This is a genomic window from Rubellimicrobium thermophilum DSM 16684, from assembly GCF_000442315.1.
Classification (GTDB): Bacteria; Pseudomonadota; Alphaproteobacteria; order Rhodobacterales; family Rhodobacteraceae; genus Rubellimicrobium; species Rubellimicrobium thermophilum.
Window position 1 is genome coordinate 1,302,485 of sequence record NZ_KE557320.1, and the last position, 17,776, is coordinate 1,320,260.

General features: G+C 69.8%; 16 protein-coding genes and 2 pseudogenes. 5 read left to right on the top strand and 13 right to left on the bottom strand.

Annotated elements, in window-relative coordinates:
- Nucleotides 1-308 precede the first annotated feature (308 nt).
- The 3 genes and pseudogenes from RUTHE_RS17490 to RUTHE_RS07320 all read left to right on the top strand — a co-directional run bounded on the left by RUTHE_RS17490 (nt 309) and on the right by RUTHE_RS07320 (nt 4,078).
- Nucleotides 309-1,636, top strand: a pseudogene (locus RUTHE_RS17490) (putative bifunctional diguanylate cyclase/phosphodiesterase).
- A gap of 279 nt (nt 1,637-1,915) precedes the next feature.
- A complete protein-coding gene (locus RUTHE_RS16440; protein ID WP_021097707.1) occupies nt 1,916-2,707 on the top strand; it encodes a hypothetical protein in 792 nt (263 codons plus the stop codon).
- A gap of 357 nt (nt 2,708-3,064) precedes the next feature.
- Nucleotides 3,065-4,078, top strand: a complete 1,014-nt coding sequence (locus RUTHE_RS07320) for an NAD-dependent epimerase/dehydratase family protein (RefSeq protein ID WP_021097708.1) — start codon at nt 3,065-3,067, stop codon at nt 4,076-4,078.
- Nucleotides 4,079-4,115: 37 nt separating this feature from the next.
- On the opposite strand, the gene RUTHE_RS16645 is transcribed toward RUTHE_RS07320, so the two are convergent.
- The 11 genes and pseudogenes from RUTHE_RS16645 to RUTHE_RS07370 form a co-directional block, all read right to left on the bottom strand.
- Complete coding sequence (locus RUTHE_RS16645; protein ID WP_021097709.1) at nt 4,116-4,277, bottom strand: hypothetical protein; 162 nt, start codon at nt 4,275-4,277, stop codon at nt 4,116-4,118.
- 30 nt (nt 4,278-4,307) lie between these two features.
- Nucleotides 4,308-5,011, bottom strand: a pseudogene (gene lexA / locus RUTHE_RS16015) (transcriptional repressor LexA).
- 69 nt (nt 5,012-5,080) lie between these two features.
- Nucleotides 5,081-6,256, bottom strand: a complete 1,176-nt coding sequence (locus RUTHE_RS07330; protein WP_021097711.1) for a molybdopterin molybdotransferase MoeA — start codon at nt 6,254-6,256, stop codon at nt 5,081-5,083.
- A 7-nt stretch (nt 6,257-6,263) separates the two neighbouring features.
- Nucleotides 6,264-6,737 (bottom strand): cyclic pyranopterin monophosphate synthase MoaC, encoded by a 474-nt coding sequence (moaC, locus tag RUTHE_RS07335; RefSeq protein WP_021097712.1) that lies wholly within the window; start codon nt 6,735-6,737, stop codon nt 6,264-6,266.
- Complete coding sequence (gene trpC / locus RUTHE_RS07340) at nt 6,734-7,543, bottom strand: indole-3-glycerol phosphate synthase TrpC (protein ID WP_021097713.1); 810 nt, start codon at nt 7,541-7,543, stop codon at nt 6,734-6,736. Before trpC ends, moaC begins: the two co-directional genes overlap by 4 nt.
- Before the next feature lie 106 nt (nt 7,544-7,649).
- Nucleotides 7,650-8,237, bottom strand: a complete 588-nt coding sequence (gene scpB, locus RUTHE_RS07345; protein WP_051150389.1) for an SMC-Scp complex subunit ScpB — start codon at nt 8,235-8,237, stop codon at nt 7,650-7,652.
- On the bottom strand, nt 8,234-8,995 hold the full coding sequence (locus RUTHE_RS07350) for a segregation and condensation protein A (protein ID WP_021097715.1): 762 nt from the start codon (nt 8,993-8,995) through the stop codon (nt 8,234-8,236). The genes scpB and RUTHE_RS07350 overlap by 4 nt, the downstream gene beginning before the upstream one ends.
- Complete coding sequence (locus RUTHE_RS07355; RefSeq protein WP_021097716.1) at nt 8,995-9,990, bottom strand: glycoside hydrolase family 3 N-terminal domain-containing protein; 996 nt, start codon at nt 9,988-9,990, stop codon at nt 8,995-8,997. Before RUTHE_RS07355 ends, RUTHE_RS07350 begins: the two co-directional genes overlap by 1 nt.
- Entirely contained in the window at nt 9,990-11,081 is a 1,092-nt protein-coding gene (locus RUTHE_RS07360; protein WP_051150390.1) for an SPOR domain-containing protein, read from the bottom strand. The genes RUTHE_RS07355 and RUTHE_RS07360 overlap by 1 nt, the downstream gene beginning before the upstream one ends.
- Before the next feature lie 253 nt (nt 11,082-11,334).
- A complete protein-coding gene (gene argS / locus RUTHE_RS07365) occupies nt 11,335-13,080 on the bottom strand; it encodes an arginine--tRNA ligase (RefSeq protein WP_021097718.1) in 1,746 nt (581 codons plus the stop codon).
- A 136-nt stretch (nt 13,081-13,216) separates the two neighbouring features.
- Nucleotides 13,217-14,395, bottom strand: a complete 1,179-nt coding sequence (locus tag RUTHE_RS07370; RefSeq protein WP_021097719.1) for a deoxyguanosinetriphosphate triphosphohydrolase — start codon at nt 14,393-14,395, stop codon at nt 13,217-13,219.
- 180 nt (nt 14,396-14,575) lie between these two features.
- Between RUTHE_RS07370 and RUTHE_RS07375 the strand changes: the two genes are divergently transcribed.
- Together RUTHE_RS07375 and xth are read left to right on the top strand one after the other, a co-directional pair.
- Nucleotides 14,576-14,914 carry a HesB/IscA family protein gene (locus RUTHE_RS07375; RefSeq protein ID WP_021097720.1) on the top strand — a complete coding sequence of 113 codons (339 nt, stop codon included), beginning with the start codon at nt 14,576-14,578 and terminating at the stop codon, nt 14,912-14,914.
- A gap of 94 nt (nt 14,915-15,008) precedes the next feature.
- On the top strand, nt 15,009-15,788 hold the full coding sequence (gene xth, locus RUTHE_RS07380) for an exodeoxyribonuclease III (protein WP_021097721.1): 780 nt from the start codon (nt 15,009-15,011) through the stop codon (nt 15,786-15,788).
- A 120-nt stretch (nt 15,789-15,908) separates the two neighbouring features.
- On the opposite strand, the gene RUTHE_RS07385 is transcribed toward xth, so the two are convergent.
- Together RUTHE_RS07385 and dksA are read right to left on the bottom strand one after the other, a co-directional pair.
- Nucleotides 15,909-17,063 carry an FAD-dependent oxidoreductase gene (locus RUTHE_RS07385; protein ID WP_342662221.1) on the bottom strand — a complete coding sequence of 385 codons (1,155 nt, stop codon included), beginning with the start codon at nt 17,061-17,063 and terminating at the stop codon, nt 15,909-15,911.
- Nucleotides 17,050-17,472 carry an RNA polymerase-binding protein DksA gene (gene dksA / locus RUTHE_RS07390; protein WP_021097723.1) on the bottom strand — a complete coding sequence of 141 codons (423 nt, stop codon included), beginning with the start codon at nt 17,470-17,472 and terminating at the stop codon, nt 17,050-17,052. Before dksA ends, RUTHE_RS07385 begins: the two co-directional genes overlap by 14 nt.
- Between the last annotated feature and the right edge of the window lie 304 nt (nt 17,473-17,776).

Sequence of the window (17,776 nt, forward strand, 5' to 3'; positions counted from 1 at the left end):
CCATCGAGCAGGCCGCCGCCTATCCGGAGGAGGAGCGCTTCTCCGGCCATCTGCTGATGGGCATCCGCCTGGACGCGGCGATGGTGGCCGGCATCGCGGATACCCTGCTGCTTGAGGATGCGAGGGTCCTGCCTGCCCGGCCGGCAACGGGCTCCATGCTGCCGCTTCCGGGCATCGATGGCAGGCCCGTCGCCTGGTTCGCGTGGGAGACGCCCCGGCCCGGCACGGCGATGCTGGGGCGGCTGCTGCCCTTCCTGATCCTGCTGATGATGCTGTCGGCCGGGCTCGCCTGGGGCGGGGCGCGCCTGATGCGTCGAGGCGCACGCGACCTTCTCGCCGCCGAGCAGCGGGCCTCGCTGGCCGCGCGCACCGATACCCTGACCGGCCTGCCCAACCGCGCCGCCCTGCATGAGGCCCTGGCGCATCCGGCCCGCACCGGGGAAAGGGGGGTTCTGTTTCTCGATCTCAATGGCTTCAAGGACATCAACGACAGTCTGGGCCATGCCGCCGGGGATGCGGTGATCGTCGATACGGCCCGGCGTCTGGCCGCGCTGGCGGATGATCGCGTGTTGGTTGCGCGGATCGCAGGCGATGAATTCGTGCTGCTCGTGACGGGGCCCGATACGCGCGACCGGATCGAATCCCTTGCCCGGGCCATCGCCGAGAGTTTCGACAGGGAGCCCTTCATGGTGATGGGGCATCATCTGCCTCTCCATGCGGCCATCGGCTATGCGGTCCAGGACGAGGACGGGCAGACAGGGGCCGATCTTCTCCGCCAGGCCGATCTGGCGATGTACGAGAGCAAGCGCCTCAGGGCCCGCAGGCCCGTGGCCTTCAGCGCCCTTCTGGAGGAGGCCGCACAGAACGCCTTCCTTGTGGAGCGGGCCCTGCGCACGGCGCTCGTCTCGCGGCCCGAGGAGATCAGCGTCGCCTATCAGCCGATCGTGGCGCCCGATGGCAGCTTTCACCAGGCCGAGGCGCTGGCCCGCTGGACCGCACGCGACCACGGGCCGGTCCCTCCCTCCCGTTTCGTTGCCGTGGCCGAGAAGGCGGGCCTCGTGATGGATCTGGGCCGCGTGGTCCTAGGCCATCTGTTGCGGGATCTGCGCGATCACCCGGCCTGCGGGTCAGCGTGAACATCTCGCCGCTCCAGCTTGCGGCACCGGATTTCATCCCCGATCTGGTGGCCGATCTCGACCGCCACGGCATCGACCCCCACCGAATCGAGGTGGAGCTGACCGAATCCGTCCTCATCCGCGATCCCGTCCTGGCTGCCCGCCATCTGGAGGAGCTGCGTGCGGTGGGATTCCGCCTCGCGATCGATGATTTCGGAACCGGGTATTCCTCCATCGCCTATCTGGAGCAGCTTCGCTTCGACACGCTCAAGGTGGACCGCTCCTTCGTTTCGGGTGTGCGCGCCTCACCCAAACGCCATGCCCTGCTCAGCGCCATGATCGCCATGGCGCATGGGCTTGATCTGTGCGTGGTCTGCGAAGGGGTGGAGACGGCCGAAGATCTGCATCTCCTCCGGGAACTGGGCTGCGATCTGATGCAGGGGTTCCTGTTCGACCGCCCCCTTCCGATCGCAGAGCTGGAGAAGCGCTGGCTGAAGCGCGCGGGGCAGGCGGCGGCATGACAGTCGCTCCACGGCGGGGCAAGGCGGCGCCGAAGGGCTGGCGTTAACGATTTATTTACCTTGTTGCTGTTCAATGGCGGCAGCGAATCACCTCGGAAAGGATCTGCTGCCGACACTGCCGACACAATTCCGTATCCGCTGTTTGGTCCCGATCCGGCGCGTCTGCAGCCGGGGGCCCTCTTCCGACCACCGTCCTGCCGGTCCCTGACCGGCCCTGTCCCCGTGCAAGGCTGGCGGGGCGGGGTGGTCTGTTGTCCCAAGCATGGAGATCAGAAGGTCATGTCCTGGTGGAAGGGTCTCGACAGGGACCTCTATGTTGCGCTCGAGAGTATCGAACGGGCGGCTCCGCCCCTGCCGCTTGCCCGTGCGCTGCGCGACCGGCCCGGGGCGGGTGCGTCCTGCAGGCCGGTGGCGGTCCTGGCCCGTCAGATCGCCACCCCGAATTACGAGACGTTCTGGTTCGTCCGCCTGGCCCGGCGCCATGGCTTCCGGCCCGTGGTGATCGAACATGCGTCAGACCGCTTCACCGTCCACAATCCGGTCAAGCGGGCGCTTGTCACGCTTCCCGTCGTCGTGGGGCGAAGCCGCAACGGCCGTGCCATCCTGCGCCGTCAGCGGATCGTGACGGCCGAGGCGGCCGAAGGATGCCCGATCGAGGCGATCCGCCTGCCCACGGGAGAACGCCTGGCCGACTATCATCACCGCAAGCTCCGCTCCGTGATGGGCGATCAGGCGCCCGAGGTGATGGATCTGCGGGCCATCCTGCCCGACGCGGCCGCCGGGCCCGAACAATACTATCCGGAATTCTTCAAGCTCCTTTCGGGCGGCCTTGTCCTGCTGGAGGATTTCGTCGCCTGCGACCGGACCGCAGCCTTCTTCCAGCGCGTTGTCCTGCCGGCCTGGCAGCAGGCGGTTGCCGCAACAGGGCGGCGCCCCCAGATTGCGCGGCTGATCCCCGGGCATCGCACGGCATCGCCGCGCTGGATCGCCTATCCCCCTGCCATGGCGGATGATCCGGCATGGCTGCGCCCCCTGCACCGTTCTGAGGCTGTCCCGGGGATCGCGGCATGATGCAGGCAGGCTGCCCCCGGCAAGGGCGGGCAGGCGTTGGTCCCTCGTCCCGGCGGCAGGCGGCACGGGGTCCGGTGCATGTCCTGCCGTGCCGCCGCCCTGGCGACGAGCTCCCCCGCCCCTTCCGGCGCAGGCCGGATCACGGCCGGGCGGAGGGGGGATCTGCGGCAGCGCCCCCCGATCGGGGGCGGGGCCTCGCCTGCAGCGGCCCCGGCTGTCCCGGTCCGGCGCAGCATGGACGGGGATCGGCAGCATGGACGGCGGACCGGGGGGCCGCTATGCGGGGCGCGGAGGTTCCGCCATGCCCAGATCCGCCCTGCCGAACGCCTCTGTTCCCCCCATGGCCCGGGCCGCCCGATGAGCGGTCGCGTGCTTGTCACGGGGACGGCCGGCTTCATCGGCTTCCATCTGGCCCGCCTGCTGCTGGAGGAAGGGTTTTCCGTCCATGGCTATGACGGCTTCACGCCCTATTACGACCCGGCTCTCAAGCGGCAGCGCCATGCCATTCTGCTTGATCATCCTGGCTTTACCGCAACCGAGGCCCTGCTGGAGGAGAAGGGCCGGCTGATCGAGACGGCCGAACGCTTCGTGCCCGATGTCATCGTCCATCTGGCCGCGCAGGCCGGCGTGCGCCACAGTCTGGAGGCCCCGCGCAGCTATCTGGAAAGCAATGTGGCCGGCAGCTTCGAACTGCTCGAGGCGGCACGGATCGTCGGGGTGCGTCATCTGCTGATGGCGTCCACCTCATCGGTCTATGGCGGGAATGCCACCCTTCCCTTCCGCGAGACGGACCGCACCGACTGGCCGCTGTCGATCTATGCGGCCAGCAAGAAGGCGGCCGAGGACCTGGCCCATTGTCATGCGCATCTGTGGAACCTGCCCACGACGATGCTGCGGTTCTTTACCGTCTACGGGCCCTGGGGGCGGCCCGATCTTGCGCTCTACCGCTTTGTCGAAGCAATCCTCGAAGACCGGCCGATCGATCTGTACAATCATGGCAACATGCGGCGGGACTTCACCTATGTGGATGACCTCGTCCGGGCGATCCGGCTGCTTATGGATGTGGTGCCCCGGCGACCCGAGGATGGCCGGGTCCCCGAGTGGGACAGCCTGTCGCCCGTCGCGCCCTACCGGGTCGTGAATATCGGCAGTTCGCGGCCGGTCTGCCTTCTCGCTTTCGTCGCCGCCGTCGAAGCGGCGCTGGGCCGTCAGGCGCGGCGCAACCCGATGCCGATGCAGAAGGGGGATGCACCCGCCACCTGGGCCGATGCCTCGCTGCTCGAGCGGCTGACCGGCTACCGTCCCGATACGCCGCTCGATATCGGTGTGGCACGCTTCGTCGCCTGGTATCGGAGCTGGACTGGCCGGTAAGGCGCCAGCGGGCCGGCCTCATGCCAGCGCTGCCTTGCTATTCGGCGGCCCAGGCCAGAGCCGGGGCAGGCAGCCTCTCACGCAGCCGGCGCTGTTCGATCGACAGTCGGGTCAGTTCTCCGGCCAGGGCACCGATCGGGCGCCAGCAACCGGATGGGTCTTCGGCCGCCCGATCCGTGTTCGATCTTTGTTCCAGCATGAAGCCCCCCTTGGCGATCCCGCCAGACGGTCAATAGGTGCGGATCAGTCCCACAAGCCGGCCCTGCACGCGCACCCGATCTTCGGAGAGAAGGCGCGTTTCATAGGCGGGATTGGCGGCCTCGAGGGCAATCATCCCAGCCTGGCGCCGGAAGCGCTTGAGCGTCGCTTCCTGCCCGTCAACAAGGGCGACGACGATGTCCCCGTTGTCGGCGGTATTCGTTTCGCGGATCACGACGACATCGCCGTCATTGATCCCCACATCCCGCATCGAATCGCCCCGCACCTCGAGCGCGTAATGCTCGCCATGGCTCAGCATGGATTGCGGGACGGCGACATGGCGCATGACCTCGCTGATGGCGGCAATCGGCACGCCGGCCGCGATGCGCCCCATGAGGGGGGATTTCGCAGGCCGCCGCCTCGACCGGCAGGCCCCCCCGGGGAGCGGGCAGACCCGTGCGATCCCCCCTGGATGACGCGCGGCGTGAAGCCGGAGCGGCGCCCGCTTCTCTCGGCCAGGGCGTCGGGCATCCGGACGATCTCCAGCGCCCGGGCGCGATGCGGCAGGCGGCGGATGAACCCCCTTTCCTCCAGCGCCGTGATGAGGCGGTGAATCCCCGACTTCGACCGCAGATCGAGCGCCTCCTTCATCTCGTCGAAGGAGGGGGGCACGCCGTCGCGTTGCAGGCGGCGATCGATGAATTCGAGCAGGTCGAGCTGCTTTCTGGTGAGCATCGGGGAAACTCCCGGTCCGGCCTTCCCCATGTTCTGGAGTCGTTCCCGTTTTGTGTCAAGCCGTTCCCGTCAAATCGGAAGGATTTCCACCCTGGCGCCCTCGGAGAGCGGCGGGCTTCCGGCCGGCTGGAGGAGAAGGCAGTCGGCTTCGGCAAGCACCGAGAGAAGCGACGAATCCTGCCGGGGGAAGGGAATGACGCGCCCATCGGGGCCAAGACGCGCCCGCAGGTAGTGCTCGCGCGGGCCGCCGGCGGGCAGAGCGGCCCCGAGAACCGCCGTCTGCCGCGGGGCGGGCTGCGGCGGCAGACCCAGCATGGCAAGGATCATCGGACGCAGGAAGACGATGGCGCAGACCATGGCGCTGACCGGGTTGCCGGGCAGACTCAGCAGCAGACGTCCGTCCGGAAACCGGCCGGCGAGCAGAGGCTTGCCGGGCCTCATCGCGACCTTGTGAAAGGACAGTTCGGCCCCGGCCGCCTGCGCCACCGGCGCCACGAGATCGTGATCGCCCACCGATGCGCCGCCGATCGTCACCACCAGATCGGCGCCTTCGGCCAGCGAAAGGGCATAGGTCAGGGCCTCGCGGTCGTCGGGCACGACAGGCAGGATGCGCGGCGCGGCACCGGCCTCGGTCAGCAGGGCATGAAGGCCGAAGGCATTGGCTGCGAAGATCTGGTCCGGTCCCGGCATCTCGCCCGGCATGACGAGCTCGTCGCCGGTGGACAGGATCGCCACCTCGGGCCGCCGGGCCACGGACAAGGCCGGATGGCCGAACGCGGCCAGCAGGGCGATCTCGACAGGCCGGAGGCGGCGCGGCGCGCTGAATGTCATGCCAGCGGTGAAATCCCCCCCCCGCAGGCGGACATGGCCGGCGACCGCATCGGGAGAGAGACGGACATGATCGCCATCGCGGATGACCTCTTCCTGGATCACCACGGCATCGGCCCCTTCGGGCAGAGGGGCGCCGGTGAGAATCCGCACTGTCTGCCCCTCTGCCAGGCGCCCCGCAAAGCCCTTTCCGGCAGCGGACTCGCCCACGATGCGCAGGCGCGCGCCGGGGGCCGCATCGGCCCGGCGCACGGCCCATCCATCCATTGCGGAACTGTCGAAAGGCGGCTGATCGCGCAGCGCCGGCACGGGCCGCAGCAGCACGCGCCCGACCGCAGCCTCGAGCGGAACCGTCTCCTCCCGCACGGGGCCCAGCAGGGCGAAGAGCTGCTCCAGTGCCTCGGCGACGGAGATCATGCATGCCTCATGGGGCTTCGTAGTGACCCGACCGGCCGCCCTCCTTGCGGCGCAACCGGATGCTCCCGAGGTTCATCGCCCTGTCCGCGGCCTTGAGCATGTCGTAGAGTGTCAGGCCCGCCACGGCGACGGCGGTCAGGGCCTCCATCTCGACCCCGGTCCGGCCCGTCGTTCGCACCGTGGCGGTGATCCGCACACCGGGAATGGCCTCGTCGGGTTCCAGGTCGATCGCGACCTGCGAACGCGGCAGGGGATGGCAGAGCGGGATCAGATCGGCCGTGCGCTTGGCGGCCATGATCCCGGCGATGCGCGCCACGCCCAGGGCATCCCCCTTGCCCACCCGCCCTTCCTGCACGAGGGCGAGGGTCGCTGGGGCCATGGTCAGAACCCCTTCCGCGATGGCAAGGCGCTCGGTCACCGCCTTGCCGGAAACATCCACCATCCGGGCGGCGCCATCCTCTCCGAAATGGGTCAGGGTCATGCGCCACCCGCCGCCGGAAGGGGAGAGGCCAGCAGACGGCGGGTTGCCGCGGTGACATCCGCCTCGCGCATCAGGCTTTCTCCGATGAGGAAGGCCCGCGCCCCGTGCCGGGCGAGATCCGCCAGATCCTCGGGGCGGAAGAGGCCGCTTTCGGCGACGACCAGGCGGTCGGCGGGGACAAGCGGGGCGAGGCGCCGGCTGACATCCAGCGACACGGCGAAGGTCCGCAGATCGCGGTTGTTGATGCCCAGAAGCGGCGAGCGGAGGCGGAGTGCGCGTTCCAGTTCGGCCTCGTCATGAACCTCGATCAGCACATCCATGCCCCAGTCGAGGGCGGCGGCCTCCAGTTCGGCCGCCTGGGCGTCCGAAACGGCGGCCAAAATGACGAGGATGCAATCGGCCCCGAGCGCCCGCGATTCGGCGACCTGCCAGGGATCGAAGAGGAAGTCCTTGCGCAGCACCGGCAGGCCGGCCGCCTCCCGGGCCTGCGTGAGATAGAGGTCCGCCCCCTGGAAGGAGGGCGCATCGGTCAGGACGGACAGGCAGGTGGCCCCGCCTTCGGCATAGGCCCGGGCGAGGCCGGGAGGATCGAAATCCGCCCGGATGAGGCCCCGTGAGGGCGAAGCCTTCTTGATCTCGGCGATGAGGCCATAGCCCCGACCGGCGGCCTCCCGCAGGCGGCGGGCAAAGGGGCGGGGCGCCGGGGCGGCGCGGGCGGCGGCCTCCAGATCGGCCAGGGGGGTGGCCGCCTTCCGGGCGGCGATTTCCTCGAGCTTGTAGGCCCGGATGCGGTCGAGCGTATGCATGGCCCCCTGATAGTGCCGCGGAAGGCAGGGCGGAAGGGGCGAAGCCGCTGTCCGGCGCCGATCCTGAAGGCGCCCCCTGGCGCGTGCGGCCCCGCGGCCCGCGGGCTCAGCCTTCGCTGCCGGGGGGTTTCAGTGGCAGTTCCGGCGTCCCCTGCCCTGACAGGAAGCCCGCTGCCCGCAGCTCGGCCAGATTCGGCAGATCCGCGGGCGAGGCGAGTCCGAAATGATCCAGGAACGCCTCGGTGGTGACATAGGTGACGGGCCGCCCCGGTGTCTGGCGGCGTCGGCCGAGGCGGATCCAGCCGATCTCCATCAGATGGTCGAGCGTGCCGCGGCTGACCGAGACGCCGCGGATCTCCTCGATCTCGGTCCGCGTGACCGGGCCGTGATAGGCGACGATGGCAAGCGTCTCGATCGCGGCCCGCGACAGGCGTCGTGTCTCCACCGCCTCGCGCGAGAGCAGATGCGCCAGATCCGGGGCGGTGCGGAAGGCCCATCCCCCGCCCACCTGCCGCAGCACGACCCCCCTGCCCTCGTAGTGCCGGCGCAGCCGATCGACCGCGGCGCGCGCATCCGACCCCGGGGGCAGGCGGCGTTCGAGTTCCGCCAGCGGGACCGGATCGGGCGAGGCGAACAGGATGGCCTCGACCATGCGCGCCTGCTCCTCGGGCGGGGGCGGATCGGGCGGGGTCATTCCGGCCGACGGGCGCGCAGCTCGATGGGAGAGAAGGGGACCGGCTGGCGAAGCTCGGCAAGACCTTCCTTCACCAGTTCCAGCGCTGCCGCAAAGGTGGCCGCCATTGCAGAGCGCCGGCGGGCCGGTTCCTGTGTCCAGCCCGCGGGCAGCCAGTCGGAGAGGAGCGACCAGTCAAGCATCTCGCCGATCAGCGGGCGCAGCCGTTCCAGCGCCTCCTCCATCGTCAGGACGGCCCGGCGATCGAGCGCGAAGGGGCGGAACTCGTCGCGGGTCCGGATGCGCGCATAGGCGGCAAGAAGGTCATGAAGGCTGGCGGTCCAGCGAATCGTCACGCATTCATCCCCCTTTTCGGGCGCGCCGCGCGGGAACACCTCGCGGCCCAGTCGGGGACGCGCCATCAGCCGCTCGGCCGCCTCGCGCATCGCCTCGAGCCGGGCGAGCCGGAAGGCGAGGTCGCGGGCCATCTCCTCGGCGTCCGGCTCCTCTCCGGGGGGTTCCGGCAGCAGCAGACGCGACTTGAGATAGGCCAGCCAGGCGGCCATCACGAGATAGTCCGCGGCCAGATCGATGCGGGCCCGGGCCGCCCCCTCGACAAAGGCGAGATACTGCTGCGCCAGCGCGAGGATGCTGATCTCGCGCAGATCCACCTTCTGGCTGCGTGCCAGCGCAAGAAGCAGGTCCAGCGGCCCTTCGAAGCCCCCGACATCGACGATCAGCGCCGCGGGCACCGGATCGGGATGAGGGGTCCCGTCCATCAGGATCCTCCGGCGAGAAGATCCCCGATCTCTTCCTCGAGCGCCCGGAGATCCGCCGGCTCGGGGATCCGGCGGGCAGCCAGGGCGCGGGCGGCTCGACGCTCGGCCTGAGGGGTGAGGGACCCGGCCGCGCCGGCGACCTGTTCCATCCCTTCGCGATCGCCCTTGCAGTGCAGGACCAGGTCCACACCGGCGGCGAGCGCTGCGCGCGTCCGTTCGGCCATGCTGCCCGAGAGCGCCTCCATGCCGATGTCGTCGCTCATCAGCAGGCCGTCGAAGCCGATCTCCTCGCGGATGAGGCGGATCGCCTCGGGCGAGGTGGTGCAGGGGCGGGATGGATCGATGGCGCTGAGGACTATATGCGCGGTCATCCCCAGCGGCAGGTCGGCAAGCGCCCGGAAGGGGACAAAATCCCGTTCCTCGAGCCTCTCGCGCCGGGCATGCACGCGCGGCAGCTCCAGGTGGCTGTCCACGCGGGCGCGGCCATGGCCGGGGATGTGCTTGAGCACCGGCAGAACCCCCCCGGCCAGAAGACCCTCGGCGCAGGCACGGGCGGCGGCCACCACCGTCTCCACATCGCGGCCATAGAGGCGGTTGCGCAGGACCGGATGGGTCTCGTCCTCGACGAGATCGGCCAGGGGGGCACAGTTGACGTCGATCCCTACCTCGCGCAGCTCGGCCGCGATCAGGCGGTTGCGGATCCACTGGGCGCGCAGCGGATCGACCGCGGCTTCCATCTGCTCGAGGGCGGGCCGCCAGTCCCGCCAGTGCGGCGGGCGAAGCCGCTGAACGCGCCCCCCTTCCTGATCGATGAGGATGGGCGCCTCGCGGCCCACCGTGTCGCGCAGCGAGGCAGTCAGCGACCGGAGCTGAGGCGGATCCTCCACATTCCGGGCGAAGAGGATGAAGCCCCAGGGATCCGCCTCGCGCAGGAAGCCGCGTTCCCAGGGATCGAGGGCGGTGCCCCCCACCCCGAGGATCGCGGCCATCGCCATCAGCGTGTCACCACGGGAATGCACTGCGCATTCTCGGCGACCAGGGCCGCGCAGAGGCGGCGTGCGTCGGCGAGATCGGCAAAGCCCCTGGCCCGCAGACGGTAGAAGGTCTGCCCGCCGCTTTCGGCCTGCTGGATCACCCGTTCATGCCCCGCCAGGAACTCGCCGAACAGGCCGTTGAGACGCTCCCATTCCCGGGCTGCCACCTCGGCGGAGTCGAAGGCGCCAAGCTGCACCAGCGGCGTGCCGGGCGGGATGTCGGTCGTCAGGGCCACGGGCTGGGCGGCAGGGGCCGACGCTTCGGCGCCCGGGGCGGGTGCTGACGTGGCGGCGGCGATGAGAGTCGCCCCGGCAGGCCGCGCAGGGGGGCGGATCGCGATGGCGACACCCGGCACATCCGCAGGGATGATGGCCAGGGCAGGCGCCGCTTCGGAAACAGGCGACGGCCCGGGAACGGGCGCCAGCGCCGTCTCGACCGGCGGGGCATCGGGTGCGGGAGTCACAGGGGCCATGGCTGCGGCCCCGGCGGCGATCCGGTCGGCAAAGGCGATCACCTCTTCGGCGGTCATCGGCCGGTCTGTCGGCACCGTCAGGGCGGGATCGGAGGCCGTGCCGGGATCCGCGACCGCGGCGGGAGGAGGTGCCTCCAGTGCGGCGGTCGCGGTCACGCCCGTCACAGCCAGCGAAGTCCCGGCGGTCGCTGCGGGCAGAACCTCGCCCTCTTCGGCGCGGGTCTGGACGACCTCCATGTCCTCGGGCGCAAGACCCGGGACCGGAGGAGCAAGGGTCAGTACGTCCGAGGGCGGGGCCACCTCGCCCGCGGCGGGAATCGCATTGACGGCCAGGCCCTGGTTCGGCGCCTGCTCGCCCCCCGGATCGGCCGGCAGCACCCTCATCTCCCCTGCCGGAGCAGTCACCAGCGGAGGGCCGAACATCTCGCGCTTGACGACCTTGTAGCCCCAGATCCCGATCCCGGCGACCAGCGCCAGCGAGGCGATGCCGCCCGCCATCCAGACGGCCATGCGCAGCTTGTCGAGCGGGCCCGCATGGCGAGCGTTGAAATCCGCCAGGGCGGCACCCGCGCTGGTCATGCCCAGGCCCCCGCTTCCGACACCGGCACCGAAACCGGCCCTAACAGCACCGGGATGGCGGCCGGGGCCGCCGTGTCCGTAACGGGTTGCGGCAAGACGGCCGGACTGTCTGCCTGTTCCCTCTGCGCGCGTCGCGTCAAACGCGACCGGTCCTGCATTGGCGGTCAAATCGGCCATGCCATGCCTCACTGCTCTCTGTGTGTTCCGGGCACTGACGGCCCGGCTCTGCCTCGCTCGCCCCGGCGCGTGCGCTTCAGCGCATCTCTTCCGCAGGGGTCACGCCGAGGATACCGAGACCCGACGAAATGACAACCGCCACGGCCTGCACGAGGGCGATCTTGGCGCGGGTTGTGTCAGCCGCGCCCTCCTGCAGGAAGCGCAGGGCGGGATCGTCGTTCCCGCGATTCCACAGGGAGTGGAAATCAGACGCCAGATCATAGAGATAGAAGGCGATCCTGTGGGGTTCGAGGCCGCGCGCGGCAATCTCCACAAGGCGGGGCCATTCGGCCAGCCGACGGATGATTCCGATCTCGGCCTCATGGCCGAGATGCGACAGATCCGCCCCGGCCAGCGAGGAGGGCGCCGTGTCGATCCCCGTCTCGGCGGCCTTGCGCAGGACGGATCGGGCACGCGCATGCGCATACTGGACGTAGAAGACCGGGTTGTCCCGGGACTGCTCGCGCACCTTCACGAAGTCGAAGTCGAGCGGCGCATCGTTCTTGCGCGTGAGCATCGTGAAGCGGGCGACATCCGGCCCCACCTCCTCCACCACGTCGCGCAGCGTCACGAAGGTGCCGCGCCGCTTGGACATCTTGACCGGCTCGCCTGCCTCCATGAGCTTCACGAGCTGCATCAGGCGGATCTCGATCGGCACGCGCCCCCCCGTCAGGGCGGCCACCACGGCCTTGATCCGCTTGACATAGCCGCCGTGGTCGGCCCCGAACACGTCGATCAGCAGGTCGAAGCCGCGCTGCGTCTTGTCGTAGTGATAGGCGATGTCGGGGGCGAAATAGGTCCAGCTTCCGTCGCTCTTCCTGACGGGACGGTCCACATCGTCGCCATGGGCGGTGGAGCGGAACAGCGTCTGTTCGCGCGGCTCCCAGTCCTCGGGGAGCTTGCCCTTGGGCGGCTCGAGCACGCCTTCATAGATGAGGCCGAGGGCGCGCAGCCTTTCGATCGCCTGCTCGATGCGGCCGGTGCCATAGAGGGCCCGTTCGCTCGAATAGACATCCATGCGCACGCCCAGCGCGGCGAGATCCTCGCGGATCATGGCCATCATCATCTCGATGGCGAGATCGCGCACCGGGGCCAGCCATTCCGATTCGGGCCGGTCGAGCAGCGAATCGCCATAGCGATCCTTGAGCGCCTGGCCCACCGGCACGAGATAGTCGCCGGGATAGAGCCCCTCGGCGATCTCGGGCGAGAGGCCATGCGCCTCGCGGTAGCGTTCATAGGCACTGCGGGCGAGGACATCGACCTGGGCGCCGCCATCGTTGATGTAGTATTCGCGCGTCACATCCCAGCCGGCGAAGGCGAGGAGCGAGGCCAGCGCATCACCGAACACGGCGCCGCGGGCATGGCCGACACTGCATGGCCCCGTGGGATTGGCCGAGACGAATTCCACATTGACGCGCCGCCCCTGCCCCAGATCCGATCGCCCGTAACCCGAGGGATCCTCCAGCACCGCGCGCAGAACCCCCTGCCAGACAGCGGGGGCAAGGCGCAGATTGAGGAAGCCCGGCCCCGCCGGCTCGGCCGAGGCGATGCGGGGATCCGCGCGCAGCCGTTCGGCCAGTGCGGCGGCGATGTCGCGTGGCGCCCGCCCCGCCCCCCTGGCCAGCACCATCGCGGCATTGGTCGCCATGTCCCCGTGACCGGGATCGCGCGGCGGCTCGACCGTGATGGCGTCGGTGCCCAGCCCCTCCGGCAGCGCGCCGTCCCGCACGAGCGCCCCGACGGCGTCGAGCACGAGGGTGCGGATGTCGGAGAAGAGATTCATGATGCGGCCCTGTCCTGATCTGTGGCGTCTGCCCCTAGCATGAGAGGAAAGGGTTAAGAAAGGGTAAGGGCTGCGAACGCTCGGCGGATGATTCGCGCAACACCCCTGTGGCCGGCCCTGTGGCCGGGCGGATCGGTCAGCCCTGTCCGCGCAGCGCCCGCGTCCGGTCCACCATGTCGCTGCCCAGAAGGCGCGCATGCGTCTCGATGGCAAAGCGGTCGGTCATGCCGGCGATGTAGTCCGCGACGATGCGCGCCAGCGCGGCCTCGCCCTCGGCCTCGGCCACATCGCGCCGCCACTGGCGCGGCAGCTCTTCGGGATGGGCCATGAAGAGCGGAAAGAGATCGCGGATGACCCCGGTGACGGCCTTGCGCATCTCGACCACCGAAGGGGCGCGATACATGCGGTGAAAGAGGAAACGACGGATCACCTGCAGATCCTCCCACAGGCCGGGCGAGAAGCGGATCGTCATCCGCCCCGCGAGGCGGATGTCCTCGACATCGCGGGGGGCGAGCTCGGCCAGGGTGCGGCGGGCGAGCAGGATCACATCCTCCACCAGCACGCCGAAGAAGCGGCGCAGCGCTTCGTGCCGGCGGCGATAGTAGTTGAGACCGGGGTATTTCCGGTCCACCTCGGCAAAGCAGTCGTGCAGGATGGGCAGTTCGGCCAGTTCGTCGGTGCCGAACAGTTCGGCGCGCAGGCCGTCATGCAGATCGTGATGGGAATAGGCGATGTCGTCGGCCAGGGCGGCGACCTGGGCCTCGGCCGAGGCATGGGTGGACAGGCGCAGGTCGTGGCGGCGGTCGTAATCCTCGATCGCCCAGGGGGCGGGACGCGGAACGGGGCCGTTGTGCTTGGCGATTCCCTCGAGCGTCTCCCATGTCAGGTTGAGCCCGTCCCATTCCGCATAGTGGCGTTCGAGCGCCGTGACGATGCGGATCGCCTGGGCGTTGTGGTCGAAACCGCCATAGGGGGCCATGAGGTCATTGAGCGCCTCTTCCCCGGTATGGCCGAAGGGCGGATGCCCCAGATCATGGGCCAGGGCGACGGCCTCGGTCAGTTCGGTGTTGAGGCCGAGGGCCCCCGCGACGGTGCGCGCCACCTGGGCCACCTCGATGGAATGGGTGAGGCGGGTGCGGAAATAATCGCCCTCATGTTCCACGAAGACCTGCGTCTTGTGCTTCAGGCGGCGGAAGGCGGAGGAATGGATGATCCGGTCGCGATCGCGCTGGAAGGGCGTGCGGAAGGTGCTTTCGGCCTCCGGATGGAGGCGGCCGCGCGAGCGGTCCGGCAGGCAGGCATAGGGGGCATGCATCGGATGGGCATCTCCTTCCCGTCCCCCTATAGCGCGCAGGGAACGAAAGCACAGGGCAGCTGCGCAGGAGGGCAGGCCGCGGCCCCGTTCCGGTGTCCCGGTCGGGAAGGCGTGGTGCGGCCCCGTTGAGGGGCGCCGGCTGCATGCCTATATTGCCCATCCCGCGAGGAGATCCGCCGCATGACCGTCCAGACGCCGATCCTGCCCCCCGTCGTGACCCCCCGCGCCTTCGCCCGCCTGGCCGAAATCGGCGCGGCGGCACAGGGCAAGGCGCTGCGCGTCGCCGTGACGGGCGGGGGATGTTCGGGCTTCAGCTATGCCATCACCCTCGATGAGCCGCAGGAGGGGGATCTGGTCCTGACCGGCGAGGGGGAAAGGGTCGTGATCGATTCCGTCTCGCTCCCCTTCCTGGCCGGGGCGCGAATCGACTTCACCGAGGAGCTGATCGGCGCACGCTTCGCCATCGACAATCCGAACGCGACCGCCTCCTGCGGCTGCGGCATCTCCTTCTCGATCTGAGCCGATCCGGCCGCCTCTGGCCTTCGGGCCGGCCTTCGGCCAAGGATGGGCCGGTCAAGGATGGGCCGGAGCGGCAGCCGGAAGGAGGGCGGTGATGCGGATCGCGACATGGAACGTCAACGGGATCCGCGCGCGGCTCGGCCCGGTGACGGACTGGCTGCGCGACCGGGCACCGGACATCGCCCTGCTGCAGGAGATCAAGACGCAGGACGACGGCTTCCCGCGCGAGGCCATCGCGGCCCTGGGCTACGAGATCCACACACACGGGCAGAAGGGGTTCAACGGCGTGGCGATCCTGTCGCGGCTTCCGGTCTCGGACGTGATGCGGGGTCTGCCCGGCGACGAGGCGGACGGACAGGCCCGATGGATCGAGGCGACCGTGACCGGCACGCGCCCCGTGCGGGTGGCCTGTCTCTATCTGCCCAACGGCAACCCGGCGCCGGGGCCGAAATACGACTACAAGCTCGCCTGGATGGAACGCTTGCGGGCCCGTGCGCGTGCGATCCTGGCCAGCGAGAGGCCGGCCGTGCTGGCGGGGGACTACAATGTCATCCCCACACCCCAGGATGCCCGCCGACCCGAAGCCTGGGCGCAGGATGCCCTGTTCCTGCCCGATTCGCGCGCCGCCTTCCGGCGGCTGGAGCATCTGGGCCTCTATGACGCGATCCGTCTGAGGCATCCCGATGGCGGACACTATACCTTCTGGGATTTCCAGCGCGGGGCCTGGGAACGCGACGACGGCATCCGCATCGATCACCACCTGCTGACGCCGCAGGCCGCCGACCTGCTGACCGATGCCTGGGTCGAACGCGAGATGCGGGGGGGCGAGCGGCCCTCGGATCATGTCCCGGTCTGGGTGCAGCTGGACGCCTGACCGCCGATCCGCGACAGCCTGTCGGAAGAGGACCGGGCCAGACGCAACGACCGGCGCAGCCCTCCCGGCATCCGGGGGCGCGAGCATCGCCCCGGATGGACGGCGGCGAATCCCCGGCCCTCAGCCGCCGCGAGTGACATCGAGATCGTGCAGCCAGCGATAGCGGTTCATGAAGGCCGCCGGCGCGATGCGCCCCGCCAGCGACAGCCCCGCCAGGGCGGCCCGCCGCGGCAGTCCCGACAGGTGATAGTGGCGTGCATTGGCATTCGCCGCGGCGATGGCCCGTTCGACCCGCGGGCGCCGCTGGGCCTGATAGCGGGCCAGGGCTTCGTCGAGGCGGCCGCCCCGCGCCACCTCACGCGCCAGGACCCAGGCATCCTCGAGCGCGAGATTCGCCCCCTGAGCCAGGAAGGGCAGCGTGGGATGGGCCGCATCCCCCAGGATCGCCGTCCGGGCATCGTGCCAGCGCAGAGGCACCGGATGGCGGAAGAGCCCCCAGCGGCCGACCTCGGTCACGCGGTCGAGCAGGGCCCGGAGTTCCGGGCAGAGATCGGCAAAGGCCCGGCGCAGCACTTCGGGATCGTCGCGGTGGTGCCAGCCGTCGTCGCTCCAGGCGGATTGGGCCCGCACCGCCACAAGATTCACGCGCCCGTCCCGCAGCGGATAGGTCACGACATGGCGGCCGGGGGCCATCCAGATCCGCGCCGCCGGCATCGGCGGGGCGGGATCCTGCAGGGCCGGCAGCAGCGCCCGCCAGGCGACCTGCCCGGTGAAGAAGGGATCGCTTCCCCCGACAAGATGACGGCGCACCACGGAATGCAGCCCGTCGGCGCCAAGGATCAGCCCGGCCCCGATCCGTTCGCCGCCGGTCAGCACCGCCTTGCCGCCCTCCAGCCGCTCGACCCGGGCCGCCGTGCGGATCGCGACCCCTGCCCCGCACGCGGCCCGATAAAGCAGCGCGATCAGGGCCGCGCGATGCAGGAACAGCCAGTTCCCCCCGCCAGGAAGCGGAAAGCGCGCGGCACAGCGTCCGGAGAGGGCATCGCACACCTCCAGCGCCTGGCCCGCCAGCCCTGCCGCCGCGGCCGCCTCGCCCAGGCCCAGCGCCCGCAGGACAGCCATGCCGTTGGGCGTGATCTGGATCCCGGCGCCGATCTCGGCCACCGTATCATGCTGTTCGAGAAGCAGCGGGGAGAAGCCCCGGCGCGCGAAGGCCAGCGCAGTCGCCAGCCCCGCGATCCCGCCCCCGACGATGAGGATGTCAGTCGTCGCGATGCACCTTCTCGCGGCGTTCGTGGCGTTCCTGCGCCTCGAGCGTCATGGTGGCGATGGGGCGGGCATCGAGACGCTTGAGGCTGATCGGCTCTCCGGTGATCTCGCAATAGCCGTATTCCCCATCCTCGATGCGGCGCAGCGCGGCGTCGATCTTGGCGATCAGCTTGCGCTGGCGGTCGCGGGTGCGCAATTCGATGGCGCGGTCCGTCTCCTCGCTGGCCCGGTCGGCAAGATCGGGGATGTTGCGGGTGCTGTCCTTCATGCCCTCGATGGTCTGCATCGATTCGGCCAGGATCTCGGCCTTCCAGGCAAGAAGTTTGCGGCGGAAATACTCGAGCTGCCGCTCGTTCATGAAAGGTTCGTCCTCGGCGGGGCGGTAGTCGTCCGGCAGGAAAATCTCGGCTTTCATGATGGTTCCCTTGTCCCGCCCGGGCTGGGGCACCGCAGGCGCCCGTCGCCCGGCAACCTCACTGTTCTTGCGGGCTCCTTATCGCCAGCCAGGGAGTCTGTCACGCGCAGAATGCAACATCCTTGCGCGTCGCGGCCGCCGCTGCCGCCCGCAGACCGGACCGCCGCCCTGCAAGCCCTTGTCCAAGCCCTTGTCGTGGCGGATTCCGTCCCGGCCCGCGCGGGCAGAGCGTAGCGGAAGAACCACGCCGCCCCGGGCAACCGGCCGATGCCGTCATGTTGCCTTCATCATGCCTCATTCGATC

What these genes read in the sequence shown, in the direction of transcription:
- RUTHE_RS16440 (WP_021097707.1), top strand. Translation starts at nt 1,916, where the DNA reads ATGTCCTGGTGGAAGGGTCTCGACAGGGACCTCTATGTTGCGCTCGAG.
- RUTHE_RS07320 (WP_021097708.1), top strand. Translation starts at nt 3,065, where the DNA reads ATGAGCGGTCGCGTGCTTGTCACGGGGACGGCCGGCTTCATCGGCTTC.
- RUTHE_RS16645 (WP_021097709.1), bottom strand. Translation starts at nt 4,277, where the DNA reads ATGCTGGAACAAAGATCGAACACGGATCGGGCGGCCGAAGACCCATCC.
- RUTHE_RS07330 (WP_021097711.1), bottom strand. Translation starts at nt 6,256, where the DNA reads ATGATCTCCGTCGCCGAGGCACTGGAGCAGCTCTTCGCCCTGCTGGGC.
- moaC (WP_021097712.1), bottom strand. Translation starts at nt 6,737, where the DNA reads ATGACCCTGACCCATTTCGGAGAGGATGGCGCCGCCCGGATGGTGGAT.
- trpC (WP_021097713.1), bottom strand. Translation starts at nt 7,543, where the DNA reads ATGCATACGCTCGACCGCATCCGGGCCTACAAGCTCGAGGAAATCGCC.
- scpB (WP_051150389.1), bottom strand. Translation starts at nt 8,237, where the DNA reads ATGACCCCGCCCGATCCGCCCCCGCCCGAGGAGCAGGCGCGCATGGTC.
- RUTHE_RS07350 (WP_021097715.1), bottom strand. Translation starts at nt 8,995, where the DNA reads ATGGACGGGACCCCTCATCCCGATCCGGTGCCCGCGGCGCTGATCGTC.
- RUTHE_RS07355 (WP_021097716.1), bottom strand. Translation starts at nt 9,990, where the DNA reads ATGGCGATGGCCGCGATCCTCGGGGTGGGGGGCACCGCCCTCGATCCC.
- RUTHE_RS07360 (WP_051150390.1), bottom strand. Translation starts at nt 11,081, where the DNA reads ATGACCAGCGCGGGTGCCGCCCTGGCGGATTTCAACGCTCGCCATGCG.
- argS (WP_021097718.1), bottom strand. Translation starts at nt 13,080, where the DNA reads ATGAATCTCTTCTCCGACATCCGCACCCTCGTGCTCGACGCCGTCGGG.
- RUTHE_RS07370 (WP_021097719.1), bottom strand. Translation starts at nt 14,395, where the DNA reads ATGCATGCCCCCTATGCCTGCCTGCCGGACCGCTCGCGCGGCCGCCTC.
- RUTHE_RS07375 (WP_021097720.1), top strand. Translation starts at nt 14,576, where the DNA reads ATGACCGTCCAGACGCCGATCCTGCCCCCCGTCGTGACCCCCCGCGCC.
- xth (WP_021097721.1), top strand. Translation starts at nt 15,009, where the DNA reads ATGCGGATCGCGACATGGAACGTCAACGGGATCCGCGCGCGGCTCGGC.
- dksA (WP_021097723.1), bottom strand. Translation starts at nt 17,472, where the DNA reads ATGAAAGCCGAGATTTTCCTGCCGGACGACTACCGCCCCGCCGAGGAC.